The organism is Nocardia sp. XZ_19_231, assembly GCF_015355705.1.
Classification (GTDB): Bacteria; Actinomycetota; Actinomycetes; order Mycobacteriales; family Mycobacteriaceae; genus Nocardia; species Nocardia salmonicida.
On record NZ_JACUZI010000001.1, the window covers coordinates 1562028 to 1576195 of the forward strand.

General features: G+C 65.2%; 11 protein-coding genes. 7 read left to right on the forward strand and 4 right to left on the reverse strand.

The features are described from left to right. Positions 1–16 precede the first annotated feature (16 nt). The 4 genes from IBJ82_RS35055 to IBJ82_RS07115 form a co-directional block, all read right to left on the reverse strand. A complete protein-coding gene (locus IBJ82_RS35055) occupies positions 17–1309 on the reverse strand; it encodes a DUF4157 domain-containing protein (RefSeq protein ID WP_194825050.1) in 1293 nt (430 codons plus the stop codon). A gap of 1 nt (position 1310) precedes the next feature. After that, positions 1311–2435, reverse strand: a complete 1125-nt coding sequence (locus IBJ82_RS34575) for a DUF4157 domain-containing protein (RefSeq protein WP_228536471.1) — start codon at positions 2433–2435, stop codon at positions 1311–1313. A 242-nt stretch (positions 2436–2677) separates the two neighbouring features. Then, positions 2678–2875 carry a hypothetical protein gene (locus IBJ82_RS07110; RefSeq protein ID WP_194825051.1) on the reverse strand — a complete coding sequence of 66 codons (198 nt, stop codon included), beginning with the start codon at positions 2873–2875 and terminating at the stop codon, positions 2678–2680. Positions 2876–2932: 57 nt separating this feature from the next. Further along, entirely contained in the window at positions 2933–3628 is a 696-nt protein-coding gene (locus IBJ82_RS07115; protein ID WP_194825052.1) for a BTAD domain-containing putative transcriptional regulator, read from the reverse strand. Positions 3629–4027: 399 nt separating this feature from the next. Between IBJ82_RS07115 and IBJ82_RS07120 the strand changes: the two genes are divergently transcribed. From IBJ82_RS07120 to IBJ82_RS07150, 7 genes are all read left to right on the forward strand, one after another. Continuing rightward, positions 4028–5863, forward strand: a complete 1836-nt coding sequence (locus IBJ82_RS07120) for a phage tail sheath family protein (protein WP_370585191.1) — start codon at positions 4028–4030, stop codon at positions 5861–5863. 10 nt (positions 5864–5873) lie between these two features. Further along, positions 5874–6395 (forward strand): phage tail protein, encoded by a 522-nt coding sequence (locus tag IBJ82_RS07125; RefSeq protein ID WP_194825053.1) that lies wholly within the window; start codon positions 5874–5876, stop codon positions 6393–6395. Between the two features lie 3 nt (positions 6396–6398). Beyond that, on the forward strand, positions 6399–7121 hold the full coding sequence (locus IBJ82_RS07130) for a phage baseplate protein (RefSeq protein ID WP_194825054.1): 723 nt from the start codon (positions 6399–6401) through the stop codon (positions 7119–7121). Positions 7122–7834: 713 nt separating this feature from the next. After that, complete coding sequence (locus IBJ82_RS07135) at positions 7835–7984, forward strand: hypothetical protein (protein WP_194825055.1); 150 nt, start codon at positions 7835–7837, stop codon at positions 7982–7984. 1 nt (position 7985) lies between these two features. Then, the gene (locus IBJ82_RS07140) at positions 7986–9269 is read left to right on the forward strand and encodes a DUF4255 domain-containing protein (RefSeq protein ID WP_194825056.1); all 1284 of its coding nucleotides are present in this window, start codon (positions 7986–7988) and stop codon (positions 9267–9269) included. Beyond that, entirely contained in the window at positions 9266–11344 is a 2079-nt protein-coding gene (locus tag IBJ82_RS07145) for an ATP-binding protein (protein WP_194825057.1), read from the forward strand. The genes IBJ82_RS07140 and IBJ82_RS07145 overlap by 4 nt, the downstream gene beginning before the upstream one ends. Before the next feature lie 250 nt (positions 11345–11594). After that, positions 11595–14165 (forward strand): DUF4157 domain-containing protein, encoded by a 2571-nt coding sequence (locus IBJ82_RS07150; protein WP_228536788.1) that lies wholly within the window; start codon positions 11595–11597, stop codon positions 14163–14165. Positions 14166–14168: the final 3 nt, after the last annotated feature.

The following is a 14168-nucleotide window of genomic DNA, read 5'->3' on the forward strand; positions in this document are numbered from 1 at the left end:
GCCGTTTCCGCCACCTTCATTTCCCGATGAACTTGTAGACGTCGATGGTGATTCCGCCGCCGGCGTCCTTGGTCTTGATGTGGAACTTCAGCCAGGTGACCCCGGGTACGGGGAGGTCCTGGCCGTCGAGCGCGTCGAGTACCGTGCGTCGTGCCTCCGGGTCCGAGGCGATTCCCGCGACGGCACCTGCAGCGATCGAGGCGCTGACAGAGATCGTGAGCGCCTTCTCGCCCGGCGTCAGCTTGTCGAAGTCGCGCTCGAGTTGGGCCTTGGCGTCATCGAACTGCTTCATGATCGCCCGATCTGCCAGAACGGCTTTCAGGGCTGCTTTGGCGACATCACCCACATTTCCGGGTCGGGGCGCCGACTCCTCATCGGGGCGAGGAACGCTGGGGCCGGGCACGGGTGGGCTGGCAGAGGGTGACGGTGACGGTCCGATGCCGGATCGGGGCCAAGGCCCTGGCGGGAAGATCGGAGGCCGTGGCGGCGGCAGCACCTGCCGGCGCGGGTCGACCGGATCGAACTTCGGCGGTAGACCGAACGAGGAGGGAATCTGCTCGATTCGCGCTTCGACGCGGCGGTTTCGAGGCTCCTGATCCGGGGTACCGACGACCGGCTCGGATTCCCCCGCCGATTCGACACGGATCGCCACGGGTGAAACACCGGCTCTGTTCATCGCGACCGCCACCGCCGCCGCACGGGAGCGCGCCAAGTCGACGTTGACCTGTTCCCCACCGGTCAGATCGGTGTGACCGGTGAGCACCAGTACTGCGCCCGGCGCCGCGGCGCCGATCGTGAAATACAGTTCCGCCAGCGACCGCAGCAGCGGTGTGTGCTCGGGTTTGAGCTCTGCCTTGGCGTGATCGAAGTTGGCGAAGACCGCCAAGATAGGTGCCCGCAGCTTGCCTACCGCGAACGGGCCGGCGGCCGGATCCGGCTTACATTGCACCCGTCGGCCCGACGTTGCCTGTTGGACGACGTGCGTAAGCTCGTGCACCAGAAGCCGGGTGCCCTCGACGGTGCTGAGCGCGAAACGGCCAGCTCCGAAGACGATGTTCTCGCCGAGCGTGTATGCCGCCGCACCCATGGCGCGCGCCGACCGGCCCGCCGCGTTGTCGGTGTGTACCCGCACTCCCGAGAAGTCGTGCCCGAAACGCACTTCCATGCCACGTCGCAGCGGATCGGGCAGCGGTGCGCCCGACCGATGCGCGGGTTCGGTCCCGTTTGCAGGCCGCGACACGGTGGTTGCGACGTGGTCGGCCTGAGATTCTTGGATCAGTCCCGATCGGCGGGCTCGACTGGTGACCATGTCACTTCGCCTTCGACCAGTCCGGAGCGCCTTCACGGTTCCACACGAAACGCATATATGTGCTCAACACAGCCAGTTCGGCGATCTCGGCGACCGTGGCGGTCGTGTCCTTGCTCCGTCGCAGCAGCTTGTTGTAGTCCTCCACCGCCGCAGCCTGCTGCTCGGGATTCCACTTCGCCCACGGCCGCTTCTCTTGGTGTGCGGCACGCCAGTCGTAGGCACCCCCTCGGTCGCCACCGCCGAGCGCGGCACCCAACTGCGCGATCAAACTCTCGGGGATGTAGGCCAATCCACCGTTCTGGTATTGCCACACGTGCGTCATCTCGTGAATCACGGTGAGTTTGCCGTTTTCGGTCAGCTCCAATCCGTCGCCGACGAAGTGTCCCCAACTCGATTTGAGATGAATCGTGTTACCGATGGTGCGGGGTGCTCCCGTCGCGTACATGCTGTCGCGGGTGATTCGGATCTTGCTGTAGTCCAGGCTGTCGAGGAAGACCTCGCGGGCGTAGCTCTCGTCGTCGCCGAGCGGACGCTCCTGCGTCGTTGCGTCGTTGCCGATGGCCGCACCGAGGACCAATCCGACGAGGCCTCCGACGGCCATACCGATCGGCCCTGCGGCCAAGCCACCCAGGAGAGCCCCGCCGGCGGCGCCGAGCAGACCGCCGACGGCGCCACCGAGCAGCGACCGATGGATGACGTTGCTGCTGCTTCGTTTGCCGACTCGACCGTCTTGCGTCGCTCGCGCGGCGTCGCGCTCGACCGCACCGTGCGGATCGTCCAGGTCGAGCGGCCGCCCCGTGGTCGTCTCCTGTTGCGCCACGTGTGCGAGTTCGTGGGCCAACAGCGTGGCACCCTCTGGTGTGCTCGGCGCGAAATGACCGGCACCGAACACCACGTGCTGCCCAATCGTGTACGCCCGAGCGCCGACTGCGTGCGCCGACGCCGCCGCAATTGTGTCTGTATGGACGCGGACATGACTGAAATCTCGGCCGAACCGGTCTTGCATCCGGTGCCGGACAGTCGTATCGAGCTCGGTTCCAGGCCTTGCACGAACCTGTTCCACAATACGGATCACCCGGTCACGCTGGACGGGGCCGGGAAGTTCGGTGAACCTGGGTGATGTCATCGGCGTGCCGGAATCACGTCGGATTTCTGGTGGGGACTCCGTCGGCGGGAGGTATGCCCGGACACGGTGGTTTCAATCGGCATGGCGTCATGGCTTTCGACGGGTCCGCTCTTGGCGATACGGTCGGTGCGGCACTCACGGTTGATGCCTCGCTGATCTCCAGTATCGGCATGGCGCGTCACTCCAACGTCACTGGTGACCCAGGCCCTCGATGTCGGGTGGGCGTGAGCCGACGCATCCGGTCATGGCGACGCGATGTGGGCCAGCCAACGTTCGACGATCGTGCACAGCTGGGCGGCCGATGTCGCCGAGCCGAGTGGACGGTCGCTACCTTTGTCTCGCCCGACCTCGAGCAGTTCGATGAGCAGACCGTCGGCGGCACGCGAGCGCACCTCCACCCGGATCACCGCCACACTGTGGCGCCTGCTATCAGTCGGCACAGGGTTCATCGTGCGCTGTCGGCGATATCCGCCAGACACTGCTTCGTCACCGCGTCGTCAATTCGAGCGCGTTTTGGGCAACAGTCGTTCGATGCAAGGGGACGGATCCATGCCGATCTCGTCCCGCAGCAGGTCTCGGAATCGGCGGTACTCGTGAATCGCCTCGACCGAGTTGCCCTGTGCAAGGTGGATCTGCATCAATATTCGCCGCGCGCTCTCACGCAAGGGTTCTGCCCGCACTACTGCGGCCGCTGCCACCCGTGCACCGCCCAGTTGCCCGATGGTCAGCAGTGCCTCCGCCGCCGATTCGAGGGCAGTCAACCGAACCAGCCGATAGCGTTCGCGGTCTGCGACAACCCACTCCTCGTCCCAATCTGGCAGTAGCTCAGCGTGATTTATCAGCAAATGGACATGGGCCAGCTCCGCAGAACGGGGATCATCGACGAGTGCATAGGCAAGGCCGACGAGGTCGGCGAAGTCGACGGCGACGTTAGGGTCGAGTCGAAGTCGATCGCGGTCGGTCTCGACCAGGCTCTCCTCCACCTGGCGGAGGCGCCATAGGGCCGTGCGTAGGCTTTTCGAGGCGGCCAGCTCGCTGCATTCCGGCCACAGGGTGCCCGCCAGGCGGCAGCGTGCCACAGGTCGGCCGACGAGCGCGAGGTAGGTGAGTACGCGTTCGGCCATATGCGGAACGACGAGCCTGTGACTATCCACCTCGAGCGCGAACTCCTCGACGAGCGTCAGCTGGAACATGCTGTGGCCGTGGAGTAGTCAGGATTTGACATCGAAACCCTCTCGCTCGCTCAGTGCACAACTCCCACCGCCAAGACTCTGCGCTGAACCCGCCCGATCTACGTCCGCGAACACTCATGCGGAGCATGAGTAATAGCCTACCCGAATTACTGCAATTACTGCCGCATTGCGTACCAGCAGTCGGACAGCAGACCGAGGGATCGAGGCGACGATTGCTGCGGGTCCGGCATGATGGCCCTGTGCGTCCTGAGCGCACCTGGCTGCCGGTGCCGGTGTGAAGGAATTCGGCCCGTTGACCGCGGCTCCGGCCGCGCGTCCCGCTCTGCCGCGAACCCGTTCGGGGAGACGTCGCGTTGGCGCTGGTGTGACGCGAATGCCGGACACTCCGCTTGAGCGGACGTGAAACTCACGGAAAGCGGGTGTGTGATGCCAATCGCAACAACCTATCCCGGCGTGTATGTCGTCGAGAAAGCAAGTGACGTCAGGACGATCACCGGGGTGGCGACTTCCATCACCGCGATGATCGGCCGTGCGGTGCGCGGCCCAACCGACACGCCAGTGACCATCAACAGCTTCGGCGACTTCGAGCGCGCCTTCGGCGGTTTGTGGGCGGACAGCTCGCTTGGCTACGCGGTGCGCGACTTCTACCTCAACGGTGGGAGCCAGGCCGTCATCGTGCGCCTCTTCCATCCCACATTCGACACTGCGGCGGATCAGGAGAAGGCCGCTGCGGCGGCGAAGGCGACCGCGGACGCCGCGGTCGGTGCCGACCTGGCTGCGGCGGCGGCCGCCGCGAAAGCCAAGGCTGATACCTATACCGCTGATCCGGACAAGTCCGCAGCCAACGCTGTCGCGCTCGCCGCCGACACCGCGAGCAAGGCATCCGGCGCCACCGTTGAGAAGGTCACAGCCGCCGCGAAAGCGGCCGCCGAAAAGGCGGCTCCCGTGTCCAAGGCATCGCTCAGCATCGGGAGCATTGCCCTCGAGGCGGTGTCGGAGGGGTCCTGGGCCAATGCCTTGCGAGCCCGCATCGACCACGATGTCGCCGGTCCGGATTCGGTCAACCTGTTCAACATCTCTGTTCGAGATGGCACCACTCGTTCGGTCGAGGTCTTTCGGAATGTCTCAGTGGAGCCGAACCACATTCGGCGACTCGACAAAGTCCTGACGAACGAGTCGAACCTGGTTCGGGTGACGGGGGCATTGCCGCCGGCGCGTCCGGACCCATCGCATGATCCGGCATCTCCGGGGGCGGATGTGTGGGCGGACCGCAGCCCCGAGACCAACACCAAGGTGGCTGATGCGGCAAAGGCTTCTGATGGTGTTTGGCTGGAGGTCAACGATTTCATCGGGGACGGGAAGGCATCGAAGAAGGACGGCCTGTACGCGCTTGCCGACGCCGACCTGTTCAATATCCTCTGCCTCCCTCCCTATCTTGAATCGGGCGATGTCGAAACGAACCTGGTCACCCGTGCGGCGGAATACTGCCTGCAACGACGGGCGATTCTGCTGGTGGATCCGCCAGCAGCGTGGAAAAAGGACAATGCCAAGAACCCCTCGACCCTTGGCGTCGACGATGACGCCAAGCGAAACGCCGCCTTCTACTTCCCTCGGCTGCGGCAGCCGGATCCCAAGCGCGACAACCAGATCGGTGACTTCGTGCCCTGCGGTGCGATCGCGGGCATATATGCGCGAACCGACTCGACCCGCGGGGTGTGGAAGGCCCCGGCAGGCTTGGGGGCTGGTCTCGTCGGAGTGCCGGAGCTGAGTGTGTCACTCAACGATGCGGAGAACGGCGAGCTCAACCCGCTAGGGGTCAACTGTCTGCGTGTGATGCCCGCCGCCGGTCGGGTGTGCTGGGGCGCGCGCACGCTGGAGGGCGACGATCGGCTGGCTTCCGAGTGGAAATATATCCCGGTCCGCCGGACGGCGTTGTTCATCGAGGAATCGCTGTATAGAGGAACCCACTGGGTGGTCTTCGAACCCAATGACGAACCGCTGTGGGCGCAGATTCGGCTCAATATCGGCTCGTTCATGCACAACCTGTTCCGACAGGGCGCGTTCCAGGGTAAGACTCCGCAGGAGGCGTACTTCGTAAAATGCGACAAGGAGACGACCCCACAGAACGATATCAACCTCGGAATCGTCAACATCGTCGTGGGTTTCGCACCTTTGAAGCCGGCTGAATTCGTCATCGTCACGCTCCAGCAGCTCGCTGGACAACTCCAGACCTAGTGAGGACAGCATGGCTCAATTCAGCGTCAACGCCGCGCGATTCGATCCATACAAGAATTTCAAGTTCCGGGTGAAATGGGACGGTCACTATGTCGCAGGCGCCAGTAAGGTCGGCGGTCTCAAGCGAACCACGGAGGTTGTCAAGCATCGCGAGGGCGGCGATCCCTCGACGAGCCGGAAGTCGCCGGGGCGTACCGAATTCGAGGCGATCACCATCGAACGCGGGGTGACCCACGACCCCGACTTCGAGCAGTGGGCGAACAAGGTGTGGAACTTCGGATCCGGCCTCGGTGCGGAATCCTCACTCCAGGACTTCCGCAAGGACATCATCATCGAGGTCTACAACGAGGCGGGACAGGTCGCGCTGGCCTACAAGGTATTTCGCTGCTGGGTATCGGAGTATCAGGCATTGCCCGATCTCGACGCCAATGCCAATGCCGTTGCGATCCAGCACCTGAAGCTGGAGAACGAGGGGTGGGAACGCGACTATGAGGTGCCCGAACCGTCGGAGCCGACCTTCACGGCGGGGTGAGCGATGACTGAGCCACACATCGAGACGCTGCTCGCGGCGTGGGACTACGGCTGTGACCGGTCGCTGACACACGGGGCGCTGGCGCTGCTCGCCACAGTGAATCCGGGGGCATCGCTGAATCAGTTGGCCACCTTGTCCATCGGAGACCGGGACCGGCAGTTGATGGGATTGCGTGCCCAGTTGTTCGGCGACCTCGCGTCCTGTCTCGCCGTGTGTCCGACGTGCCAGGCGTCGCTGGAGCTGTCGTTCGGGATCGGCGAGGTGCAACCCGCTCCGTCGGCCGATGGGGGTGTGTTGTGTACGGGCGGTTTCGAGATCGCCTACCGCACCCCGACCAGCGCCGACCTGCTCGACGTGGCCGAGAGCCCACCGCCCCGGGCCAGGGAGCTTCTCCTTGCACGGTGTGTGCGCGACGTGCGGCTCGAAGGCGAGGCAACACGGCTCGACACCATACCCACCGATGTGATCGACGCCCTCGTCGACGCCTTGGCGCAGGCGGATCCTGCGGCGCGGGTCGAGTTCGCCCTGGCCTGCCCGGAGTGCGCGAACCACTGGGCCGAGCCGTTCGATATCGCTTCCTTCCTGTGGGCCGAGGTCGACCACTGGGCGCAGCGCCAACTGCGCGAGGTTCACATGCTCGCACTGGCTTACGGGTGGCGAGAACGGGACGTCATGGCCATGTCCGCCCGCCGCCGCCGCCGGTATCTGGAGCTGATCGGCACATGAGCGACTTCCTGCTCGACCTCATCGACCGCAGCCGCCTGCAGGTGCTGGCACTGCGGCCACGTCTGCCCATCTGGTTCGAAACCTCTTCGCCTGTCATGGAACTGGATACACGCTTCGACGATAATGGCGCACGCGACGGTGATGATCAGCCCCTGCTCCGGCAGAGGGCTGAGGCCGAGGACGGGGTGGCGCCGGTCCGGTGGCCGGTCGTGTTCACCGACCTGGAAGATCCACCGGCAACCGATCGGGGTTCGATCGAGTTCGCTGAGCCGAGTCGCTCGCTCCCTCGCCCGACTACCCCCGTCCCGCCGGAATCTCAGGCGCGGCAGGGAAAGCGATCGGATGATCCGCACCATGGTGTTGGAAGTTCCCTGGTGCCCGGCCCAGTCGATGGCGATCGGTCTACGGTCCGGCCCGAAGCTGAACCGTCGACCGCGCGGCCCGAAGCCGAGCATCATTCCGACGCGCCGAAAGTGGTTGTCATGCTGACAAATCCGGAACACGTCGACCCCGGGGATTCGGCGGCCGACTCTCCGCCGGATTCGCCGGCGCCACGGGATCGCGTTGTCGTTCCCGTTGTCGTGCAACGCCGCGCGCCGGAACCATCACCGGACCACGAACGACCACTCCCGGCGCACCCGGATCGCCCTCCGGCCGCGACTACCGCGGGGACCGCCCGCTGGTCCGTCCGCCGCACGCAGGCGTCTGCAGCGATGCCGGCGCCTCCGACGGTTCAGGTCACCATCGGTCGCATCGATGTGCGCGCGACTCAGCCGCCCGCCGCTCGCCCCCACGTCGAACGCGCTACCGCGAAACCCACCAGCCTGGACGACTACCTGGCCCAGCGAAACCATCGGGGCTGAGATGGCAAATACCCTCGCGCTCACGGCGGTGACGACGGCATTGCGCAACTTGCTGCTCGCGGGCGTGCAGAACAAGGATGCCGGCCTCGGACCATTCACCGTCACGACCCGAACGCCCGACCACGCGCGGACGAATGTCACTGGCTCGTCGCTCAATCTGTTCCTGTATCGAACCGTTGTCGACGCCGCCTGGTTCAACGGTGAGCCGTCGCCTCGGGTGCTGGCCGGAGAGCCGCAAGTTCCGCCGCTGCCGCTCAATTTGCAGTACCTGATCACTGCCTTCGGGCCGGATGATGTCGACACAAACATGCTGGGGCACCGCGTGCTCGCGGCGGCCATGAGTGTGCTGTACAACCAGCCGCTGTTCTCCGTGACCGATCTGTCCGCCGTTGCGGACAGCGACCTCGCCGCACAGGCCGAGCGGATCCGGATCACCGCCCTACCGCTGTCGGTCGATGACATATCGAAGTTGTGGAGCGCGTTTCAGTCGCAGTACCGGATCTCGGCCGCCTACCAGGTGGGAGTGGTTCTGATTGACAGCGAGCCCGGCCGCGTGCCCCAGCCGGTGCTGCGTCGGGGTGCCGAGGATACGGGCGCGGTCGCATCGGTGGGTGCGGTACCGGAGTTGCGTGAGATCCGTGCACCGCGGCGGCGCCCGGCGGCCTTGCTCGGCGACGAACTGGTGGTGATCGCCGAAGCGCTCACCATCGCCGATACGACGCTGCGGTTCCGCAGTCTGACGACCACCGCCGACGGTGTGCCCGCACTCGCGACAGTGGCCCTGGCGCCCACCGCAGGTGCTCGTCCCGGCGAAACGCTGGTCACCATCCAGGATGTCGCGAGCGATCCCGATGCGCTCGGTCGCTGGGCACCCGGACACTACGCGGTCCTCGCAGCGGTATCGGCCCCCGCAACTTCGACCGTGATCAGCAATGAAATCGCCTGCGATCTCGCACCAACGATCACAGTCAGTCCGAACAGCACCTCGCCCGGGCCCGTACACGTCGGCGACACGCTCACGTTGACCAGCGCACCCCGCATCCTCGACACCCAGCGCGTCCGGGTGTTGTTCGGCGACAAGGTGATCGAGCCGACCGCGCGGACCAATCCGGTCCCAGTATCACCGAACTTCGGGACGACCCCGACAACGGTCACCTGCGCGGTGCCGGAAATGCCGCCGGGCCGATACCTGGTTCGCCTGCGCGTCGATGACGTGGACAGCATCCCGCTCGCCGACGGTGACCCGCCCACCTTCGACGTCCGCCAGCAGGTGGTGATCTCATGACACAGCAGCCGCAGGACTACGAGCGGTGGCTCGCAACGAACGGCGACTACCTGGCCGAGTATGTGGGGTGGCTGCGTGCGCGTTTGACGGAGTCGGCCGCCGAAACATCCACCGCACCGGCACCGGAGCCCGATCGGCGCGGGCGTTGGGTTCGCGGTGGTCGAAGCTCCCTCGCCGAAGAGCCTGTGGCCACCTCTGGTGGGCGGAACAGGGCCCTGCCGACGGCAATCACCGCGGCCGACGACCTCGACATCCCACCTCCGCTCGTCCAGCTGGCCCGGCGGCTGGGTCTCTCGGTGTTCGAACGCCACGTGCTGCTGCTCTGCGCCGCAATGGAACTCGATACTCGAATGGCCGCCCTGTGTGCCCGCGCGCACGGTGACCCTCAGCGCGCCTACCCGACCTTCGCCCTCGCACTGGCGCTCTTCGATGATCCGAGCTGGGAAGCGATATCCCCCGAGGGATCGCTGCGCTATTGGCGACTCGTAACGCTCGACGAGCGCGGAACCGAGCCGGTGACCATGAGTGCATTACGTCTCGATGAGCGAGTCGTCAACTACGTCAAAGGGTTGAATCATCTCGACTTCCGGTTCCGCGCGGTGAGCATTCCGATCCAACCCCCGGCGGACTCCGATCTGGCCCCGTCGCAAGTGCAGGTCGCCGACCATCTGGTCAGTGCGATCGCGCAGGCCGCGCAGCGTCCTGAATCGACTGTCCTCCAACTGGTGGGCGGCGACGGCGAGAGCAAGCGGCTGGTTGCTGCGCACGCGGCCGATCGAATGGGCGTGCGCCTGTACGAACTGCCCGCAGAGTTGCTGCCCGAGCAGGCAACGGAACTTGAATTGCTGGCCCGGCTATGGCAGCGCGAATCCGCTCTGTCGCCGGTCATGCTCTACCTCGACGCCTCGGGGACAGAGCGCGACAGCGCGGGACTCGGGTCGCTGCGCAGGTGGCTGTCGCACGGTAGGGGTCCGGTGTTCTGTGATGTCGACGACCCGCTGCCGGATCTCGGGGCGCGGTCGCACACGGTGGACATCGCACGACCGTCGCCGGGGGAGCAGCGCGACGGCTGGGTGTCCGCGCTCGCGGAGTCGGCGGGCGGCGCAAATCCCGAGCGGCTAGTCGGCCAGTTCAACTTCAATCTGTCAACGATCCGCCGTATTGCGGAAGAGGTGAGCGACCAGGAGGCCGTCACGGAGCAGTCCACTTGCCTGTGGAATGCCTGTCTGGGCGAATCCCGGCCGAGCCTGGAGCGGCTGGCCCAGCGCATCGAACCGAAGGCGACCTGGGCCGATATCAAGCTGCCGCGCGAGGAGGAAGCTCTGCTCCACGAGATTGCCGATCAGGTGTCACACCGCGGCGCGGTCTACGACCGATTCGGCTTCCGCACCCGCATGAATCGCGGGTTCGGCATCAGCGTGCTCTTCGCGGGCGATAGCGGCACGGGTAAGACCATGGCCGCGGAGGTCATCGCCAATGCCTTGGGGCTCATGCTCTACCGCATAGACCTGTCCGCCGTCGTGAACAAGTACATCGGCGAGACCGAGAAGAACCTACGGCGACTGTTCGACGCGGCCGACAGCGGTGGCGCCATCCTGTTCTTCGACGAAGCGGATGCGCTGTTCGGCAAACGCAGCGAGGTCAAGGACAGCCACGACCGCTACGCCAATATCGAGATCAACTACCTGCTGCAACGTATGGAGGCATACCGCGGCCTGGCGATTCTGGCCACGAACATGAAAAGCGCGATGGACTCGGCCTTCCTGCGCAGGCTGCGCTTCGTGGTGACCTTCCCCTTTCCCGCCGTAGCCGAGCGAAAGCTTATCTGGGAACAGGTGTTTCCGCCTGAAACACCCTGTGCCACATTGGATTATGACCGTCTGTCGCGGCTGGTCCTGAGCGGCGGCAGTATACAGAATATCGCGGTCAATGCCGCCTTCCGTGCCGCCGGTGACGGCGGAACGGTCACCATGGCGATGATATTGACTGCCGCCCGAACGGAATTCCGCAAGAACGACCGCCCCGTCAACGAGGCCGACTTTCGCTGGCTCGAACGCGCCGGAGGTTCAGCATGAATATAGAACTCTCGATCGAAAGAATCGTGCTGGATGGCATCATGATCCCGCCGGGCGGATACGCTGCGCTCAGCGACTCCGTGCGCACCGAACTCGCGCGATTGTTCCAAGAGTATGGCCCGATAGCGGGACATACTCGGTCACAGGCACTGGCCCGCGTTGAAGCGCCGAGCATCGATGCGCCTGCCGCCGCGGATCCGGTGACGCTCGGTCGAGATATCGCGCGGGCAGTGTACGGAGGTATGCAGTGATGCTGATCGACCGCGCGCCGCTGCAGCGACCCGAGCAGCCGAACCATCGCCAGGCCGGGCAGGACCGCGCACCCAGGCGCGTGCCACCGCTGGTCGGTGAGTTGTCGACGCGGGCGCCCGGCCGATCCCTGTCGCAGGTGCCGACCTTCGCAGGCCAGCCGTGGCGACCGCATGGCGAACAACTTGTGGCACCACCTGGCGTCGTGCCCGGGTCGGGCGTACGGGATCCGGCAGAAGTCCAGGCCGATCGCCTTGGCAGCCGAATCGCCGAGGCCCTTGTCGCGGTTCCACTGGCAGCGGGGCCGATCTCCCCCCGGGTTCGCCGCGCTGTAGAGCCTGTGCTCGGGACGGGATTGGCCGGTGTCGAGTTCGATGACGGACCGGCGGCGCAGGTCTGTGCGGCACGGAAGCGAGCACTCGGCATCACCGAGGGCACGCATATCTGGTTTGCTGCAAAAGCTTTCGTGCCGACGACGCCTGCAGGACGGGCTCTGATCGGTCACGAACTGACCCACGTCGCGCAGCAACGCACCCACGGTGTGTGCGTCGCACAGAAGTTCGGCGTGGTCGTCGACTACGAGAAGCTCGCGGGCGAGATCCATACAGCGATCGAGGGAATCGGTACGGACGAGGAAGCGATCTATCGCGCCTTGAATTCACTACGACGGGATCCCGAGTCCATTCGCGAACTCGAGTCGGCATACCAGCGGCGGTACCAGCAGAAGTTGCTCGAAGCGCTCGAGGGAGATCTCGACTCGGATGAGCTCGACTACGCGAAAGGACTGTTGGGCGAGCCGGTCGCGCCGATTTCCGCACAGGCTATTCCGACGGGGCCGATCATGAGCGTTATCGGCTGGGATGCGCTCGCGCGCCGGCTGAAAGCGGCCGTGGAGTACCGGACCCTCGGCACCGACGAGGAGGCGATCTTCGCCGTGCTCGAACCTTTATCGGGCAATCCAGACAAGGTCGCCAGTATCAAGGACGCCTTCGCCCGGGCAATGGGTAACAGCGACCCGGCGACCCTTGAGATGCGGCTCGGTGACGAGATGTCCGGATCGGAGCTGGCGCACGCGCTCGAGTTGCTGTGGGTGCCCGACCCGCATGCCGGAACACCGGCCGAACTTTCGGGGAAACAGCTGCTGGCGGTTCGCAACGAACTGCTGCCAGGCACCGCCGTCGAGCCGCTCGCAGAAGCGACAAAGTCGCTACCGCAGCAAACATTGTGGGATGGCCGTGATGACCCTGAGAACTGGGGGGATTGGGAAGCGTCGAGGGACGTGCTGCGCACGAAGTTGCTCGCTGCCTTGACCGACCATCTGGCACAGGTGAAGGGCGAGATGGATGAGCACGCGAAATCATTAAAGCTCCCGATTCACACGCTCGAGGGTGCCGCGAGTGCTGCGGTCGAGGTCACCGATGACGAGTACAAGAGCTGGTATGCCGTGTCGGCGGCGCCACCTGGTCAAGCGGCGTTGCGATCCGGTTTCGAGTTCTCCTCCGCTGCCGGCAACCTCATCGACGCGAACGATCCGGCGGTACGCGCCGCGGCCGGAGCAGCGATCGGTGCCGAGGGGCGTGCACTCTGGATTATCGAGCACGGTGCTGGTGACCACATGAAGGCGCACAGCTTCAATCCCCGTCGACCCGGATACGGTGAACCCGGATGGCTGGAAGACACGGTCATCGAACCATTTCTCGCGGTGCCCGGCCGCCGTGCCGAAGTCGAGCGATACGATCTGTTCGGATTCGCACTTGCCCTCGAAACCGGAACGATCGCGGTCCCGACCACGGTGCCCGGCGGCAGGCTCGGCGCTGGTGGGTCGATCCCGAACCTCCCCGACCGCCAGGCTATGTGGATGACGTGGCATGTCGGCGTTCATGAATACCTGCATACCCTCGCGCATCCCACATTCCGTGCTGCGTACATCGGGCCTGTCATGGAAGAGGGATTCACCGAGTACTTCACGAAAGCCGTTCTGCTCAAGGCCGCTCCGGTCGCCCACCAGAACACCGGTCTCGTCAAGAAGGTCGAAGGCGGCATCTTCGCGCCGCCCACGACCCGCGAGGTGGTCGGCGACTACAAGACGCCGGAGAGCTACCTGGAGTCCCTGCGGCATGTCGAAAAGATTGCTCGGACGATGTCCGGCGGGGGCAATTCGGTGCGGGCGGCATACTTTCAGGGGCACGTCGAGATGCTGGGTATCGACCCCACCACGAACGACTTCGTAGGCGCACCCCCGGCTACGGTCGAAACGAGCCTCGTCACGGTGCCCGCCGGAATCGCGACAGCAGCGGATCTGGCGAGTCGCACGGGCATTCCCGAGTCGGAGATCCGCGCGGCGAACCCCGGGCTCGGACCGGTCGGCTTACCTCGGAGAGTCACGTTGCCTGGGCTCCGCGAGCATGTTGTCGTCGCCACCGTCACTTCGGTTGACGCCGCGTCGACAGAGAGGGTCGAAGGCATCGCCGCGCAGAACGGTATCTCTGTCGCGGCATTGAAGCGAGCCAATCCGGCCATCGACTGGGCGAGCCTGCGTGCAGGCCAGCGGTTGTTAATACCGAGACAGTGAGGA